16 protein-coding genes and 1 other RNA gene are annotated in these 16985 nt (G+C 72.1%); 6 read left to right on the forward strand and 11 right to left on the reverse strand.

Translation table 11 applies throughout. The features are described from left to right. Positions 1-266 precede the first annotated feature (266 nt). Positions 267-709: RNase P RNA component class A (gene rnpB, locus CLT71_RS13090), an RNA gene on the reverse strand. Between the two features lie 134 nt (positions 710-843). On the opposite strand from rnpB, the gene CLT71_RS13095 reads away from it, so the two are divergent. Beyond that, positions 844-1716 (forward strand): sulfite exporter TauE/SafE family protein, encoded by an 873-nt coding sequence (locus tag CLT71_RS13095; RefSeq protein WP_101367342.1) that lies wholly within the window; start codon positions 844-846, stop codon positions 1714-1716. Between the two features lie 126 nt (positions 1717-1842). Here CLT71_RS13095 and mctP read toward each other — a convergent pair whose 3' ends face one another. Together mctP and CLT71_RS13105 are read right to left on the reverse strand one after the other, a co-directional pair. Next, positions 1843-3519: a monocarboxylate uptake permease MctP gene (mctP, locus tag CLT71_RS13100; RefSeq protein WP_101367343.1), complete on the reverse strand. Its 1677-nt coding sequence runs from the start codon at positions 3517-3519 to the stop codon at positions 1843-1845. Between the two features lie 6 nt (positions 3520-3525). Further along, entirely contained in the window at positions 3526-3801 is a 276-nt protein-coding gene (locus CLT71_RS13105) for a DUF3311 domain-containing protein (RefSeq protein WP_101367344.1), read from the reverse strand. Positions 3802-4193: 392 nt separating this feature from the next. Here CLT71_RS13105 and CLT71_RS13110 point away from each other — a divergent pair, with 392 nt between their 5' ends. Beyond that, a complete protein-coding gene (locus tag CLT71_RS13110) occupies positions 4194-5072 on the forward strand; it encodes an alpha/beta fold hydrolase (protein ID WP_101367345.1) in 879 nt (292 codons plus the stop codon). Positions 5073-5117: 45 nt separating this feature from the next. Here the strand turns inward: CLT71_RS13110 and CLT71_RS13115 are convergent, their stop codons facing one another. Genes CLT71_RS13115 through CLT71_RS13135 form a run of 5 tightly spaced genes read right to left on the reverse strand, consistent with a single transcriptional unit; the run spans position 5118 to position 9831 of the window. Then, positions 5118-6287 (reverse strand): bifunctional RNase H/acid phosphatase, encoded by a 1170-nt coding sequence (locus tag CLT71_RS13115; RefSeq protein ID WP_101367346.1) that lies wholly within the window; start codon positions 6285-6287, stop codon positions 5118-5120. 33 nt (positions 6288-6320) lie between these two features. Next, positions 6321-7061, reverse strand: a complete 741-nt coding sequence (locus CLT71_RS13120) for a CT398-like coiled coil hairpin domain-containing protein (protein WP_101367347.1) — start codon at positions 7059-7061, stop codon at positions 6321-6323. After that, a complete protein-coding gene (locus CLT71_RS13125) occupies positions 7058-7951 on the reverse strand; it encodes a Nif3-like dinuclear metal center hexameric protein (protein ID WP_101367348.1) in 894 nt (297 codons plus the stop codon). The genes CLT71_RS13120 and CLT71_RS13125 overlap by 4 nt, the downstream gene beginning before the upstream one ends. 52 nt (positions 7952-8003) lie before the next feature. After that, complete coding sequence (locus tag CLT71_RS13130; protein ID WP_486483239.1) at positions 8004-8576, reverse strand: CoaC/EpiD family decarboxylase; 573 nt, start codon at positions 8574-8576, stop codon at positions 8004-8006. 22 nt (positions 8577-8598) lie between these two features. After that, entirely contained in the window at positions 8599-9831 is a 1233-nt protein-coding gene (locus tag CLT71_RS13135; protein ID WP_101367349.1) for a helix-turn-helix domain-containing protein, read from the reverse strand. Between the two features lie 241 nt (positions 9832-10072). Here CLT71_RS13135 and CLT71_RS13140 point away from each other — a divergent pair, with 241 nt between their 5' ends. Both CLT71_RS13140 and CLT71_RS13145 read left to right on the forward strand, forming a co-directional pair. Then, entirely contained in the window at positions 10073-10753 is a 681-nt protein-coding gene (locus CLT71_RS13140) for a bifunctional DNA primase/polymerase (protein WP_101367350.1), read from the forward strand. A gap of 239 nt (positions 10754-10992) precedes the next feature. Further along, on the forward strand, positions 10993-11247 hold the full coding sequence (locus tag CLT71_RS13145; protein WP_101367351.1) for a DUF3040 domain-containing protein: 255 nt from the start codon (positions 10993-10995) through the stop codon (positions 11245-11247). Positions 11248-11263: 16 nt separating this feature from the next. Here CLT71_RS13145 and CLT71_RS13150 read toward each other — a convergent pair whose 3' ends face one another. Further along, entirely contained in the window at positions 11264-12148 is an 885-nt protein-coding gene (locus tag CLT71_RS13150; protein WP_486483240.1) for an SWIM zinc finger family protein, read from the reverse strand. After that, complete coding sequence (locus CLT71_RS13155) at positions 12145-15348, reverse strand: DEAD/DEAH box helicase (RefSeq protein WP_101367353.1); 3204 nt, start codon at positions 15346-15348, stop codon at positions 12145-12147. The genes CLT71_RS13150 and CLT71_RS13155 overlap by 4 nt, the downstream gene beginning before the upstream one ends. Before the next feature lie 193 nt (positions 15349-15541). Between CLT71_RS13155 and CLT71_RS13160 the strand changes: the two genes are divergently transcribed. Together CLT71_RS13160 and CLT71_RS13165 are read left to right on the forward strand one after the other, a co-directional pair. After that, complete coding sequence (locus CLT71_RS13160; protein ID WP_101367354.1) at positions 15542-15913, forward strand: recombinase zinc ribbon domain-containing protein; 372 nt, start codon at positions 15542-15544, stop codon at positions 15911-15913. 51 nt (positions 15914-15964) lie between these two features. Further along, entirely contained in the window at positions 15965-16177 is a 213-nt protein-coding gene (locus tag CLT71_RS13165) for a hypothetical protein (protein ID WP_101367355.1), read from the forward strand. A 16-nt stretch (positions 16178-16193) separates the two neighbouring features. On the opposite strand, the gene CLT71_RS13170 is transcribed toward CLT71_RS13165, so the two are convergent. Then, on the reverse strand, positions 16194-16892 hold the full coding sequence (locus tag CLT71_RS13170; protein WP_101367356.1) for a DUF4142 domain-containing protein: 699 nt from the start codon (positions 16890-16892) through the stop codon (positions 16194-16196). Between the last annotated feature and the right edge of the window lie 93 nt (positions 16893-16985).

The following is a 16985-nucleotide window of genomic DNA, read 5'->3' on the forward strand; positions in this document are numbered from 1 at the left end:
TCACCGGACCGGCCACCAGCTCCGCCGCCAAGACGTGCCCGACCCCCCGCCCGCGTGTCGCCCTCCGCCTGCCGAACGGGCCGCCACGGGTCGCGCCCACGATAGGTCTGGAACGAGCCCCTCAAAGATCAATCCTGGGCCGTCCCTGGGCCGTCTGGGCCGTCACCGGGCCGTCAGATGCCGCCCAACGCTGACCAAGGTCAACCAACGACACCAGACAAAGAAGCAGGTCACGGCCGTAATCTGGACCGCGACCTGAGGTACGACGGACGAGTCGACCTGTACGCCGGATTTTGTGCCCGGTACGCACCGTTGCCGGTGGTGCCGGCGGCGGTCATCCATCTCGGCCTACCGTTGCCGGCAGGCTCCAGCGGCCTACCCGCAGACATCGGGCGGGCCGCCCTCGAACGTCTGCGCGGGCCGTTGCCTCTCGGCGACGGGCCCTTTCTTGGCCTTGCTCCGGGTGGGGTTTACCGAGCCATCCCGGTCACCCGAGATGCTGGTGGGCTCTTACCCCACCGTTTCACCCTTACCGAACCGGTCGATCCACGCGTTTTCGCGTAAACCACCCCGCTCGGCGGTTTGTTTTCTGTGGCACTTTCCCGCGGGTCACCCCGGGTTGCCGTTAGCAACCACCCTGCCCTGTGGAGTCCGGACGTTCCTCGGCGGCGGGCACTCGACCCGCCGACGCGACCGCCCGGTCGACTCGTCCGTCGCGTACCCAATGGTAGCGATGATCCCGAAGAGCGATCCACCCGGCCGGGGCGCTCCCCGGGTACCCCTTGGGAAGCCGGGCGGGCCACCGAGAGGTCGGGTACGGCGCGCGATTAGCCTCGACGGGTTATGGATTTTCCCGAGGCGCTGCTGCTGCTCGCTGCCGGGCTCGCCGCGGGCATGGTCAACGCGGTGGCCGGCGGCGGTTCGCTGATCACCTTTCCCGCCATGATCGCGGTCGGGCTGCCACCGATTCCGGCGAACGTGAGCAACTCGATGTCGGTCTGCCCCGGCTATCTGGCAAGCGTCTGGGGCAGCCGCATGGACCTGCCGGACCGGCAATGGCTGCTCCGGCTGGTCCCCGGAACGGTGCTGGGCACCGCCGCCGGGTGCGCGCTGCTGCTCTCCACTCCGGCGCGGGCGTTCGAGCTGGCCGTACCGTTCCTGGTGCTGGGTGCGACCGCCGTGTTGGCGTTCCAGGACCAGCTTCGCCGCCTCGTGGGCCAGAAGAGCAGCCACGCGGGCGGGCACGAGAGCATCCAGACGAGCAGGCACGAGAGCATCCCGGCGAGCAGCCGCGAGAGCAGCCAGCAGGGCGGCGGGCGCCCAGCCGCCTCCGGCGGGACGACGGTACGGAGCAGGCAGACCCTCGCGCTGCACGCCATGGTCGTGATCGGCGCGGTCTACGGTGGATATTTCGGCGCCGCGCTCGGGGTCATGCTGGTGGCCGGGCTCGCGCTGGTGCTGGACGACACGCTGACCCGGATCAGCGCGATCAAGAACCTGCTCTCCGCCGTGGTCGGGCTGACCACGATCGTCGCCTTCGCCGCGTTCGGCCCGGTGAACTGGGCCGCCGTCGCGGTGGTCGCCCCGGCAACCATTATCGGAGGGTACGCGGGGGCGCGGCTCGTCCGCCGGATGCCGCCGGAACTGCTCAAGACCGTGATCGTGCTATTCGGTACGGCGATCGGCCTGCTGCTGCTCTACCGCTCGCTGACCTGATCAGGCCCCGCCCGAGCTCACCGGATTCACGGACGGGAGGTCCCCGTGACCAGGTCGGCGTACCCGATGGGTTGCCGGCGCTGGTCACGGGGATCTCCCCGTGCGGGGCTGGTTGTGCCGGCCCGGTCAGACCTTCGGGGCGGGTTCGACGGACTCGTCGGTCACCTCGTCGGTCGACTCCCTCGGGCTGGGTACGAGTCGCGGGTCGCCCTCGTCGGCGAAGTAGTCGTCCTGCTCGGTCCCGTCGACCCCGTCGGCGACCTTGGCGGCGCGCAGGATGAGCGTGACGATGACCGCGACCAGCAGGTTGACCGCGACCGCGACCAGACCGACGTAGATGGTCTTGGTCGAGCCGTCGAAGCCGAGCTTCTCCAGCGGGAACGCGGAGCCGCCGAAGTGCGCCCGCTTGGTCGCCGGGTTGGGGATCTGGTAGAGCATCCACATCCCGAGGCCCATGCCGGCAACCCAGCCGGCGACCAGGGCGCCCCGGTGGAACCACCTGGTGTAGAGGCCGAGGGCGACCGCCGGCAGCGTCTGCAGGATGATGACCCCGCCGATGAGCTGGAGGTCGATCGAGAACTGCGGGTCGAGGAAGACGATGCAGGCGACCGCACCGATCTTCACCACCAGTGACGTGATCTTGGAGACGTTCGCCTCCTGGGCGGCGGTGGCGTCCTTGCGCAGGTACTCCTTGTAGATGTTCCGGGTGAAGAGGTTGGCCGCCGCGATCGACATGATGGCGGCCGGCACCAGCGCACCGATCCCGATGGCGGCGAACGCGACCCCGGCGAACCAGCTCGGGAACTGCTGCTCGAAGAGCAGCGGCACCACCGTGTTGTTGTCCACGGTGCCCTCGGTCGCACCCGGCAGCGGGGTCACCTCGGCGGCGATGGCGGCGTACCCGAGCAGGGCGATCAGGCCGAGCAGCAGGCTGTACGCCGGCAGCGCCGACATGTTCCGCTTGATCACGTCCCGGCTCCGGCTGGCCAGTACGCCGGTGAGGCTGTGCGGATAGAGGAAGAGCGCCAACGCCGAGCCGAGGGCCAGGGTGATGTACTGCAACTGGTTGTTGGCGTTGAGCGTGATGCCGTCGTTCGGGTTCGGACTGGCGTCGAACTTCGCGTCCGCCGCGTCGAAGATGCTCCCCCAGCCGCCCAGCTTGTAGGGCAGGTAGATGATCGCCACCAGGATCACGATGTAGATCAGCGTGTCCTTCACGAAGGCGATCAGCGCCGGTGCCCGCAGCCCGGACTGGTAGGTGTAGGCGGCCAGGATGGCGAAGGCGATGATGATCGGCAGGTGCCGGGCGATGGTGCTCTCCCCGGTCACCCCCATCGTCTTGAGTACCGCCTCGATGCCGACCAACTGGAGCGCGATGTAGGGCATCGTCGCGACGATGCCGGTGATCGCGATGATCAGCGCCAGGGTCGGCGAGTCGAACCGCTTCCGGACGAAGTCGGCCGGGGTGACGAAGCCGTGCCGGTGCGACACCGACCAGAGCCGGACCAGGACCAGGAAGACCAACGGATAGATGATGATCGTGTACGGCACCGCGAAAAACCCGGCCGCGCCGGCTCCGAAGAGCAGCGCCGGTACGGCCACGAAGGTGTACGCCGTGTAGAGGTCGCCGCCGACCAGGAACCAGGTGATCCAGCCGCCGAAACTGCGACCGCCGAGGCCCCACTCGTCGAGGTGCGCCATGTCGTTCGGCGCCCGCCACCGGGCAGCGACGAAGCCCATCGCGCTGACCAGCAGGAACAGCAGCGTGAAGATGATGATCTCAGTGAGATGGTCCTGCCACACCGTTGGTCACCCCCGCTTCTTCGTCATCTGGTAGACCACGGTCGTGGTGCCGACCCCGAGCAGGATGAAGGCCAACTGGAGCCAGTAGAAGACCGGGAACCCGAGCAGCCGGGGTGAGTCGGCGTTGAACAGTGGAGTGATCAACGGCACGACGATCGGCAGGAAGAGCAGCCAGTTCCAGGGACTGTGGTCCTTCGCCCGCGCTCTCGACACCACCCGACCGGCCGACGCCACCTCGCCGGCCGGTGGCGCCGGCGCCGTCGGCTTCTCAGAGTCGCTCATGCCGGTACCCCGCTTCGCTCGGTACCGCCGTGAGAGCTTCGCTCCGTACGACCGTGAGAATCGTCGGCACTGAGCTCAAGGATTCGCTCGTCATGCTCACCCATGCCGTCCCCTCGCTGCACTCGCCCGGTGACCTGCCCCGGTCGGTCCGCCGTCGTCGGACTCCGGTGACAGTTCGTCGTTGACCTATGTGTGACGCCGGAGGCTAGGACAGAGTGACGGCGGTCACCCCGACGAAACCGGACCGGTGCGCCCAACGGCGACCACGGTGCGCCGAATGGTGATCAACGGCCGAAATGATGCCGTACCAAACGCAGGTATCAGGGCAAAAGGTACATCGAAGTATGGCGATTGCCCTTGATCGAGGATCGCTCCGTTGCCATGCTGGCCGGGTGCCGCGATTCTCCTCGTACGACAGCATCGCACTCGCGTACCACGTGCTTGGGTCCGGGCCGCCGATCGTCTGCCTGCCGGGCGGGCCGGCCCGGGCGTCGAGCTATCTCGGCGACCTCGGTGGCCTGGGCCGGGAACGCACCCTGCTCCGGCTCGACCTGCGGGGCAGCGGCGAGTCGGCGGTCCCCGAGGACCCGACGAGTTACCGCTGCGAACGGCTGGTCGACGACGTCGAGGCGTTCCGGGTCCACCTCGGACTGGATCGGATGGACCTGCTGGCCCACTCCGCCGCCGGCAACCTCGCCGCGCTCTACGCGGCCCGGCACCCGCACCGGATCTCCCGGCTGGTGCTGGTCACCCCGGGCCTGCGCTCGGTCGGGGTGGAGACGATCGGGTTCGCCGAAGCTGTCGCCGCCCGCTCCACCGAGTGGTGGTACCCGGAGGCGAAGGCGGCGCTGGACGCCTGGCAGGAGGCGGCCGGCCGGGGCGCCGGCCCGGAGGAGGTGAACCCGGTTCGCAGTGCCGCCGCGCCGTTCGCGTACGGGCGGTGGGACGAGCGGGCCCGGGCACACGCCGAGGCCGAACAGGAGGAGCGACCCGACGCGCCCTCCGCCGGCTTCTACGACGGCTTCGCCCCGGACACCGCCGGGGTACGCGCCGCACTGGCCGGCCTCGACGCCCCGGTGCTGATCGTCGCCGGCGAACTGGACCCGGCGCCCACCCCGGAGGCGGCCCGGGCGCTCGCCGCGCTCTTCCCGAACGCCGAGACGGTGGTCCAGGGCGGCGCCAGCCACTTTCCCTGGCTCGACGACCCGCCCCGGTTCGTCAAGACCGTGCTCACCTTCCTCACCGAGGAGCCCTCGCCGCAGAAGCGTTAGGAAGGGCCCCCGCATATGCAGAAAACGATAAGAGGGGGCCCTTCCTTACAGGTGGGCGGTGTCGTTGACCGTGCGTACCGCCATGCCGCCGTCCGGCCAGATGTCCAGCAGGGAGATGCCGGCCGGGTCGAGATAGAGCCGGTGCAGGAAGGCATCGGTCGCGGCCAGCGCGTCGCGGAGCGCGATCTTCACCGGCGAGACGTGCGAGACCACCACCACGGTCTCCCCCGGATAGTCGGCCAGCAGCTTTGCCATCGCCCGGCTGACCCTGACGCCGACGTCGACGAAGGACTCCCCGCCGGGCGGGGCCACCGACGGCGAGGCCAGCCAGGCGTCCATCTCGACCGGCCAGCGCTCGCGTACCTCGGCGAAGGTCCGCCCCTCCCACTCGCCGAAGTCGCACTCGATCAGATCCGGCTCGACCACCACCGGCACGCCGCCGAGCCCACCGGCGATGATGCGGGCCATCGTCGTACACCGGGACAGGGGTGAGCTGACCACGGCCGCGACCTGGTCGACCAGCCCGGCCACCCGCCGGGCCGTCGCACCGGCCTGGGCCAGGCCCCGGTCGGAGAGCGACACGTCGCCCCGGCCGGAGTAGCGGCCCTTCGCGGTGTACTCCGTCTCGCCGTGCCGGATCAGCAGCAGCCGGGTCGCGGTCTCCGCCGGACGCGGCTCCCAGGAACTCTTCGCGGTCGACCCCTGCGCGGCGACCTCGTGCGCCTCGGCCCGCCCGGTCGCGCCGGCCGGCGCCGCAGCCTCCGGCTCGGCCGCGCTGTCCCGGGCCGCCTCCGGCACCCTGCCGGCGGCCAGGTCCATCGCCGCGTTGGCCAGCGCGTCGGCGTGCCGGTTGCGCTCCCGGGGAATCCAGGTGTACGTCACCGAGTCGAACTTCCGGACCAGTCCGGCCGCCTGTGCGGCGAGCGGACGCAGCCCAGGGTGCTTGATCTGCCAGCGCCCCGCCATCTGCTCGACCACCAGCTTGGAGTCCATCCGCACCTCGACCCCGGCGGCGCCCACCTCGCGGGCCGCCTCCAGCCCGGCGATCAGGCCACGGTATTCCGCGACGTTGTTGGTGGCGACCCCGATCGACTCGGAACGCTCGGCAAGCACCTCGCCGCTGCCGGCGTCCCGGACCACCGCCCCGTAGCCGGCCGGGCCGGGGTTGCCCCGGGCGCCGCCGTCCGCCTCCACCACGACCTTACGACCCGGCACGCGCCCGCCCTCCGATCCTGCCACCGACGCCGGTCACAGCCCGGACTCGGCGGTACGCACCATGATGCGGCGGCACTCCTCGCAGCGCACCACCTCGTCCGGGGCCGCGGCCTTGATCCGGGCCCGGTCCGCGCCGTACAGCTCCAGCCGGCAGCCGCCGCAGCGCCCACCGGCGACCAGTGCCGCGCCGAGCCCGCCGGACGACTCGCGGATCTTGTCGTAGAGCGCCAGCAGGTCGGCCGGGAGGTCCGCCGCGAGCGGCTGCCGCGAACCGGACTTGAACTCCTCCTCCTTGCCGATCTCGGCAAGGGTCTGGTCCCGCCGCTGCTCGGTCTCCGCACGCCGCTGCCGGGCCGCCGACAACCGCCCTTCGATCCCGTCGAGTACGCCCTGCGCGGTCTCCCGCTGCTCCATCAGCTCCAGCTCGGCGTCCTCCAGCTCGGTCTGCCGCCGGTTGAGCGAGACCATCTCGTGCTGCAACGCCTCCAGTTCGCGGGCCGGCCCCGAGCCGACGGTCAGCCGGGCCTGGTCCCGGTCCTTGCGGATCCGCACCTGCTCGACGTCGCGCTCCAGCCGGGCGATGTCCCGGTCGAGATCGTCCACGGCCACCTGCGCCCGGACCCGCTCGTCCTCCAGCGCGGAGAGTTCCCGGGCCAGTGCCTCCAGCTCGGCGTGCTCCGGCAGCGTGCGACGCCGGTGCGCGAGCTGGGCGAGCCCGGTGTCGATCGCCTGCAGGTCGAGCAGGCGACGCTGGTCTTTCGGGTCGGCCTTCATCGGGAGGACTCCTTGTCCATGGAGGGTGCGGGGGTTAGCACGGGTGGTACCGGAGACGCCGCCTGCACCGTCCACGGATCGGTGTCCAGGTCGGACACCAGGGTCTGCACGCCCAGCCGCTCGCGCAGGTGCGCGGCGAGGTCGTCGAGCCAGGGGCGTTCGGTCGCCCAGTGTGCGGCGTCGAGCAGTGCCGGCCCCTGCTCGGCCAGATATTCGCTGACCGGGTGGTGCCGCAGGTCGGCGGTGAGGAAGGCGTCGACACCGGCCCGGAGGGCGTCACCGAGGAAGGAGTCCCCGGCCCCGCCGCTCACCGCGACGGTCGAGATCGTCCGCCCGGGGTCGCCTGCGGCGCGTACGCCCCAGGCGGTCGGCGGAAGCGCCCGGGCCGCGTACCCGGTGAACTCGGCAAGCGTCGTCGGCTCCGGCAGCCGGCCGATCCGCCCGAAGCCCCGCCCCGCTCCGGCTGCCGGACCGGCCGGGTCGGCGAGGCGCAACGGGCGCAGCTCGGTCAGGCCCAGCCGGGCGGCGAGCGCGTCGGAGACCCCGGGGGCGGCGACGTCGGCGTTGGTGTGCGCCACGTACAGGGCCACGTCGTTTTTGATCAACTGGTGCACGATCCGGCCCTTGTACGTCGTCGCGGCCACCGACGAGACACCGCGCAGCAGCAACGGATGGTGCGCGACGATCAGGTCGGCGCCGTACCCGAGCGCCTCGGCGACGGTCTCGGGGACCACGTCCACGACGCAGCAGACCCGGCGTACCGGTGCGGACGGTTCGCCGACCACCAGTCCCACCCGGTCCCATCCCTCGGCCCAGGCCGGCGGATACCGCTGGTCCAGCGCTGCCACGACGTCGGCCACGCTTGTCGTCCGAGCTCCGGATGCACCCACGGCGGCCCAGCTTACCGGCGCCGGGCCGACCCGCTACGCCGTCCGCCCCGGTTCAGCCGAGCTGACCGCTGACCGAGAACCTGGCCCGCAGCGCGGTGACCGCCATCTCCCAGGGAAACCGATCCAGATAGCGCTCCCCGGTGCCCGGCGGATGCAGTGGCATGACGTGGTCGCCGAAGAGCACCGTGACGTCCCAGTCCCGCAGCCGGGCGAGGCTGGTCAGGAAGGCCGGGTGGGCCGCCATCGCGGCGTTCGTGAACGGCATCGCCACGATCGGCAGCTTCTTGCCGAGTCCCTCGACCAGCAGGCCGAGGGCGAGCGTGTCGGCTATCCCGGCCGCCCATTTGTTGATCGTGTTCACCGTCGCCGGGGCGACGATCATCGCGTCCGCGTCGGGCAGCACGTCCGGATCGCCGGGGTTCTTGTACGTCGACCGCACCGGATGCCCGGTCTGCCGGCGCAGCGCCGGTACGTCGGCGAACTTCGTCCCGTCCGGCGTCAACACCACGCAGACGTCCCAGCCGTCCCGCCGTGCGGAGGTCACCAGTCGACCGACGTGCCGGGTCAGCGGCGAACCGCAGGCGAGTACGTAGAGCACCCGCGACCCGGTCGTCTCCGTCGTCACCGGACGATCCCCCGTACCGCGGTCATATCGCTACTCCCATCTGCTCAGCCAACTCCGCAATCGGCGCGGGCGGCGCACCCCTTGTGCGACGTAACACGTTTGACATCACCTCGTGCGCGATCGGCCGGCACCGGATCTCGGACGGCGCCAGCCGGTCGCCGTCGACGAGCGCCTCGCCCGCCCGGTCCAGGTCGCCGATCTGGGCGAACCCGCGGGCCAGGTCGAGCATGTGGTGTGCGCGCCGCTCCGGGAGCAGCCCGTTGAACCCCTCCCGCCCCAGGATGTTCCGCTCGTGCGTCTGCACCGCGTTCCCGCCCTCGCCCAGCTCCACCAATGCCGCCGCGCGGTGCAGTTCCAGGTTGGTCGGGCCGAAGCTGGTCCAGTAGCGGTTCTGGTCGCCACCCAGCCGCTTGGCCGCCTTCTCCGCCTCGGTGACCAGGTTCTTGACCGTGTTGTTGTCGCCCATCCGGGCCGCCGCCATCGCCCCCTGCAACAGCAGCATCCCGTAGACGGAGAGCCGGTCCGGCCCGGCGTCGTTGCCGCCGCCCGGCGCGAGGCTGTTGGCGACGCTCACGTTCACCTCCAGCGCCGGCCGGGCCCGGCCCAGCGCCAGCAGGGCGTTGCCGACCCGGTAGGTGGCCACCCCGGCCAGCAGCGGGTCGTCGGCCCGCTGGGAGACCGCCATCGACCGGTCGGCGGCGAGCCAGGCCAGCTCGTGCTCGCCGAGTTTGCGCAGCGCCGACGAGGCGATCTGGTAGACCTGCCCGAGCAGGTGTGCCGCCCTCCCGGCGTCGTCGCCGTCGGCCACGCTGTCCAGCGCCTGGGCGTCGCGGAGCAGCTTCGGCAGCGCCCGGGTCAGCACGCCGTACCGGGCGTACTGGTAGGTCAGCCAGGCGTGGCTGACCGACTTGGTCATCTCGGCCAGCGAGGGTGGCTGCGGTGCGTTGCTGAAGAACGTTCTCATCGAGTCGTACCGCTCCAGGGCGGAGCGGATCTCCTCGACCTCCACCTCGTCGATGCAGGTGAGCCCGTCGGCCCGGCGTTCCGGTGCCTTGCCGAGCAGAAGTTGGGCGTCGAGCTGGAGTACGTCGGCGATCTCGTACAGCACCGAGAACTTGTCCAGGCGGCGTACGCCCCGCTCGACCTTGTCCACCCAGCTCTTCGACTTGCCGAGCCGGTCGGCGAAGACCTGTTGCGACATCTTTCGGCGGCCGCGCCAGTATGCGACGCGACGCCCGATCGGCAGCTCGTCCACGTCCGGCCCTCCTTTCTGCGTCGGCGGTCCGGTCAGGGGGCCCGCGCCGGTGCGAAAAAACGGGATGTGACTCGCGTCTGCGCTGGTCGCACAGCATGTACGTCACTCCGGGAACGGCCGCTCGTAGCTTTCGATGCAACTTGCGGCTGTCTGCCCGGACAAACGACCGCGTCAGACGCCAGTGACGGGCTTCGACCTGCATTACTGGCCGAGATCGATAAACGTAGGGGGTTCACGTAAAATGTGGGAGAAAGTCCGTCCCCGTTCGGTCCGTTTCGCCCAGCTCGATCGGGTTCGGCTGCGTCGCATCGCCGTCCGGTACGCCGCGCACGGTTGGCGGGTCACCCCCGGCGCCTGCCTGGCCCGGCACCGGTTCGTCTGCGGCCGGGCCGGCTGCCCGACCACCGGCTGCCATCCGGCGCTGGAGCAGTGGGAGCAGAACGCCACCGCCGACCCGGCCCGGGTCGCCACCTGGTGGCGGCTCCGCCCGCACTCGATCCTGCTCGCCACTGGCGGGGCCTTCGACGTTCTGGAGGTTCCCGCCTATCTGGGGCGGTTCGCGCTGGAGCAGGCCCGGCCCCGGCTCTTCGGCGCCGTCTCCGGCCAGGTCCGCGGGCCGGTCGCGGTCACCCCGGACGGCCGGTGGATGTTCCTGGTACGCCCCGGCGAGCCGCTGCGGCCAGAGCTGGATCAGAGCCTCTACGTGGTACGGCACGGCTCCGGCTCGTGGATTCCGGCCCCGCCCACCCGGCTGCCCGAGGGTACGGTGCGCTGGCTGGTGTCACCGGAGGAGGCCCGCTGGCGCCTCGCCGACCCGTACGCCGTCCAGGAGCTGCTCGTCGAGGCGCTGGAGGCGGTCGCCCCGGCCCTGCCGGAGCCGCTCTTCCCGGCACACCTGCCCGCCCCGCGCCGGGGTTACTGAGTCGCCGTCGGAGTGCCGGCCCGGCCGGGTTCCGCCGTTGCGGGTGCGGTGTGCCGCCTCGGGCCTGCGGGTCGGTCGCGGCCGGACTGGGCGGTTCCGGCCCGGCCGAGCCCCTTCGACCGGCCGGTACGCCGCAGGCCACGCGCGGCCGGCAGCAGGGGTGGGAACAGCGTGAGAGCCGCCCCGGACCGGGTAATCCGGCGCCGGACTGGTTGACGCCTGAGGAAAGGGCCCACGCCATGCTCAGCAAAGAGGATCAGCGCCGGTTTGACGAGATCACGCACCACCTACGGATAACCGATCCCGAGTTCGTCGCCCGGCTCGGCGACCGGAGCAAACTGCGCCGCGCTCGGCTGATACTCGTGTTGACCTTCGTACTCTGGGCCACCGTGCCGGCCCTGGTCGTCCTCGGCGGCTGGCTGGCCGTCGCGATCGCCCCGGCGGTGCTGGTGGCGGCCACCCTGTTGATGTGGCAGGCGCGGCGGAACCGGTGACCCGGCGGCGGACCGGTCAGTCCGGGGCGTTGTCGCCGAACCGGGTGTAGGCGCGGCGGAACCGTTGCACCAGGCCCGGCCCGCCGATCGCCGCCCCCGGCGGTCCGAGCTGGCGCAGCACCAGCTCGGGTTCGGTCGCCAGGGTGGGCGCGCGGGCCGGCAGCGGCACCGGGGCGACCCAGAACCTGTCCAGCATCCCCGCCAGCGGCTCGGCGGGCAGGTCGGCGAGGGCCAGCCCGGTGCCGGCCGGTGGCGCCTCGACCGGGTCGCTCGGCCGCTCGACCCCGCCACCTGAGGAGTCGGTGCCGGAGTCGGAGCCGCGCAGTTCGCGCAGCCGGGCCAGCAGTCGGGCCCGGTCCCGCCCACGCCAGTGCAGCAGCTGGAACGGATCCGCGTCGAAGGCCTCGGCCAGCAGATAGAAGGTGGCGGCCAGGTGCTTGCACGGCACCGCGAAGTCGGGGCAGTCACAGCGCTGGGTCAGCTCGTCGACGCCGGCCGGGAAGAGCGGGGCGCCCGCCTCGGCGAAGACCGTCTCCAACTCGGGTGGTACGTCGCCGGCCAGCAGCCGGGCACTGAACAGCGCCTGCGCCGCGAGCAGCGTCTCCAACCGGGTCCAGACCCGCTCGGGCAACGGCCGGAACCGGATCGACACCTGGTACGGCGTCGGCCGGGAGCCCTGGACGACCGCCGTCACCCTGCCCGGTGCCACGTCGAGCGAGACCACCTGCCCGGCGCGGGCGTACGAGCGGCCCCGGGTGAGCCGGGTACCCAGCGCGAAGGACTCCAGTACGTCGAGGAAGCGGCGCGACCACCAGGACTGCCCGATCGCCCCCCGGGCGGTACGCGCCCGCAGTCCACCGTCGACCTTTCGCGGCCGGCCGTACTCGCGGAAGTCGGTCACTCCACCACCGCCCCGTTCTCCAGGGCGAAGAGCTGGCGCAGTTCCGAGGTGGACAGCTCGGTGAGCCACTGCTCACCGGTGCCGACGATCCGGGCGGCCAGTCCCCGCTTCTCGTTGATCATCGCCGCCACCTTCTCCTCCACGGTGCCGGCGCAGACGAACTTGCGTACCTGCACCGCGCGGCGTTGGCCGATCCGGAACGCCCGGTCGGTGGCCTGGTCCTCGACCGCCGGGTTCCACCACCTGTCGACGTGGATGACGTGGTTGGCGGCGGTCAGGGTCAGTCCGGTGCCACCGGCCTTGATGGAGAGGACGAAGAGGGCGGGACCGACAGTGCCGGGATCCTGGAACCGGGCCACCATCGCGTCCCGGTCCGCCTTGCCGACCCCGCCGTGCAGATAGAGCACCTCGCGGCCGAACCGGGCGGCGAGGTGGGCCCGGAGCATCCCGCCGAACTCGGCGTACTGACTGAAGATCAGTGCCTTCTCGCCGGCCGCCAGTACCTCGTCGAGGATCTCCTCCAGCCGGGCCAGCTTGCCGGAGCGGCCGGGCAGCGCCGAGCCGTCCCGGAGCACCTGGGCCGGGTGGTTGCAGACCTGCTTGAGCCGGGTCATGGTGGCCAGCACCAGGCCGCGCCGCTCGATGCCGTCGCTCGACTCGATCCTGGCCATCATGTCGTCGACCACCGCCTGGTAGAGGGACGCCTGCTCCCGGGTCAGGTTGCAGAGCACCTCCATCTCCAGTTTCTCCGGCAGGTCGGTGATGATCGACCGGTCCGTCTTCACCCGACGCAGCACGAACGGGCCGGTGATCCGGCGCAACCGGGCCGCCGCCTCGTCGTCGCCGTGCCGCTCGATCGGTTCGGCGTACCGCTTCTTGAAGGCCGGGGCCGTGCCGAGCAGGCCGGGATTGGCGAACTCCATGATCGACCAGAGGTCGGCGAGGCGGTTCTCCACCGGGGTACCGGTGACCGCCACCCGGTGCCGGGCGGGCAGCGACCGGACGGCGGCGGCCTGCCGGGTCGCGGCGTTCTTGATCGACTGTGCCTCGTCCACCACGATCCGGTGCCAGTCGACCTCGGCGAGCGCGGCGGCGTCCCGGGCCGCCAGCGAGTAGGTGGTGAGCACCAGGTCCGCGTCCCGCACCGCCGCGCCGAACGCCGCCCCGCGCGGCCGTTCCGCGCCATGGTGTACGTGCACCCGCAGCTCCGGGGCGAACCGGGCCGCCTCGCGCTGCCAGTTGCCGACCAGCGACATCGGGCACACCAGCAGGGTCGGGCCGGCCTCCGGCGGGTCACCGGCGAGCAGTGCGAGCATCATGATCGTCTTGCCCAGCCCCATGTCGTCGGCGAGGATGCCGCCGAGACCGAGCGACTGGAGGAACGCCAGCCAGGCCAACCCACGCTGCTGGTACGGCCGCAGCGTGCCCCGGAACGACTCCGGCGCGTCCCGGGGCGCCAGGTGCCGCTCGACCTGCCCGGCGAGCAGGTCACCGAGCGGGCCGTCGGCGTTGACCTCCAGCACCGGCAGCGCCTTCGGGTCGTCCTGGGCGGCCAGCCCCAGCCGGAGCAGGTCGCCTACGGTCAGCTCGCCACCGGAGCGGAGCAGTTTCAGCCCGGCGGCGAGCCGCTTCGGGTCCAGCTCGACCCACTGGCCGCGCAGCCGGACCAGCGGCGTCTTCAGTTTGGCCAGCGCCCGCAGCTCGGCGGCGTGCAGCGGCTGGTCGCCGAGGGCCAGTTCCCACCGGTAGTCGACCAGCGCCTCCATGCCGAGCGCGCTGCGCGAGGCGACGGTCCCCGGCGCGGTACGCGTCTTCGCCTGCAACCGGGCGCCGAGCCGGGCACCCGGGCGCTGCCACCAGGACGGGAGCAGCACCCCGAACCCGGCGGCGTGCAGCACCGGGGCACCGTCCCGGAGGAACCGGTGCGCTCCCTCGGTGTCCAGTTCCAAACCCTCCGGCGCGGCCGTACGCAGCGCGTCGTTCAACTCCGGCCAGAGCCGGCTCGCCCGGCCCAGCTCGGTCAGCAGGGTCTCCTGCGGGTCGGCCAGGTGCCGGGCCAGCGCCCGCAGGTCGCCCCGGCTCGTCCAGATCCGGTCCGCCCCGACCACCAGGCTCGGCTCGTCGGCGGCCTGGAGCGCGAACTCCACCCGCCAGCGCTGTTCGCCCTCGCCCGCCCCGATCAGCTCGTCCGGCCCGTCCGGCGGCACGTCGATCTCGACAGGTACGGGTGGTTCGACGAGCCGGAAGCAGGCCCGTACCGGGCTGCCGGCGGCATCCCGCTGCCAGGTACGCAGTTCACGGTCGAGTACGGCAATCGCCTCCGGTGCCGCCCCGAAGTCCCGCTGCCGCCCGGTCAGCGCCCGCAGCCAGTCCCGTACGGCGGCATCGGCGGCACCGGCCCGACCGGCCCCGATCAGGCGTACCCCCTCCAGGGCCGTTCGGGCGGCGGCGTCGGTGAGCGCGTCCAGGGCGTCCACGACGGTGGCCGCCGCCGAGCCGCTCGCCGCAGCGGCGTCGCCCGGGGCGGCTGCCTCCGGCCCGGCGCCGTCGTCCGGTCGGGTGCCCGCCGACCCGTCACCGCCGTCCGGGACGGTCCCGGGCGCGGGCGGGTCGAGCGCGGCGCGGGCCGCCGGCGGCAGCGCCATGGTCAGCGCCCGGGCCCAGCCGGCGTCCGCCCCGGTGAGCAGCGGGCGCCACACGGCCCGGGCCGGGCCGGCGACGGTGGGCGGCGTGTCGAGGCCGGGCAGGGTCCGACCGCGCCGGACCAGTTCCACCGCGAACTCGGCCAGCAGGGCGAGGTGGCGCAGCGACGCGCCCCGGACCGGCGGACCCGGGCCGTCGGCGAGGGCGAGCAGCACCGGCAGGGCGTGGTCGGCGTCGTACTCCAGGACCGGCACCCGCCACGACGCGAGGCCGACCCGCCCACGGCCCGGCTCGACCGGCTCGGTCCGGACCAGTTCCGCCGAGTCGACCGGCGCACCGGCCCGGGTGGGCAGGGCGAGCAGGGCGGCACCGGTGGTCGCCTTCGCGGCGAGTTCGCCGAGCGCGCCGGCGAGCCCGGAATGTCCGGCCGCGAACGGGTGCGGCCGGTGCCGGGGTGGGCGGCCGGGACGGCGCGGTGGTCGGGCGGGCAGCGTGGAGTCCTCCCCCCACACCGCGAGCCGACCACCGGCCAACCACACGGCGTGGACGACCAGCACGCACAGGTCCCTTCTCGGCCATCGGGTCAGCGGGCGGATCCCTTTGTAGCACCCCGCCCGGCCCGGTCGCCGGGCGCGCGCCGGGTCCGGCGAATATCCGGGCCCGACCGGAACGGTGATTGTTGGCGATTTTCGGCCCTACCCCAGTCACGAATCGAACAGTTCCGCCCCGGCAGCCGTACCAACGGAGAAGATGACGACAGGCATGGATGCGTCGACATCACGAGGCGAGGCGGTGACCATGGACTTCCCGATCGTGAAGCGCGCCACGCCAGGGCGCTACCTGCTCCGCGGACTGCTCTGCTGCGGCCCCTGTGGCGAACTGGTGATCCCGTCCTTCTCGTCGAGCGGGCGCCGCTACTACGGGTGTCCCCGACGGCAGTGCCCCCGCCCCTGGATACCGGCGGAGCAGACCGAGCAGGCCGTCTGGGCACACGTCACGGCGACGTACGGAGAGGCGGTCCGGGACGTGCCGCAGGAGCAGCGGCAGGCGCTGCTGGCCGCCGTACTGGCCCGGGTCAGCATCGGGGTACGCGTCGTCGACCTGCACTACCAGTGGCGGTGAGCCAACGGCGATCCGCTGCGCCGGGTACCGCCCTGGCGGCAGGATGGCCACATGGAGGGCAGTACCGAGATCTCGCTGGTCGGTGGCGCGGGTGACGGCGGCACCGTGGCCGTCGAACTCGACGTGCACGGCCGTCCACCGCTCACCCATCACCACGTGACCGACGGGCTCGCCCAGGCCGAGATCTACGAACTGGAGGCGGTGGACGGGGCGGGGCCACCCTGGCTGTACCGGTGGCGCGGACCGGCCCCCACCGGAGGGTGAGCCGGTCCCGCGGCGGTCACTTGCCCCGGAAGACCCGGACCGTGGCGATGCCGCCGAGCGCCAGCGCGCCGAGGAGTACCGCCCAGATGACAGTGGTGTTCAGGCCGGTGCCGAACTCCGCGTTCGCCTTGGCGTTGGCGGCCAGCGACTGGTCCTGCGGCGCGGGCACCACCACCGGGGGAAGTTCGGCGTAGCGGACCAGGCCGGTGCTCTCCAGCAGGGTCATGTGGGTCTGCACGAAGCCGTTGGCCTGCTCGGCGAGGGTGCGTACGGTCTCGTTGCGGGTACCGGCCCGGACCGCACCGATCACCGGGAAGATCGCGCCGTGCGCCGCCCGCAGCCGGTCCACGAAGATCCGGTCGAACCGCGCCCCGGAGGCGTTCGTCATCTCGGTGATCCAGCCCTTCTGCTGGGCCGTCGGCTCGCTTGGCAACTGGACGCCGAGCTTGTTCGCCGCCTCGACGGTGAGCTGGTCCAGTTCGACATGCTGCTTGGCGATCTCGGCGCCGATCTCCCGGACCCGGGCGCTGTCACCCTTCTCGGCCGCCATCTGCCCGGCCGGCATCTCCCAGAGCCCTGCCAGCCGCACCCCGCTGAGCAGTGCCATGTCGGCGGCACCGAGCTGGGTCGGCCCGGCCGGCGCGGCGGTCGCCACCCCCGGCAGCACGAGCAGCCCGACCACCAGGCCAGCCAGAAGAGCAGCCGTCGGGCGCATTGCCTTTACCGCAGATCGGGCCGTGGCCACGTACTCAACCTCCCAGAAAGCGGCGCCAGAGTGGCATTGGAGTCGTCGGCCAGGACCGTATTG

The organism is Plantactinospora sp. CNZ320, from assembly GCF_002846275.1.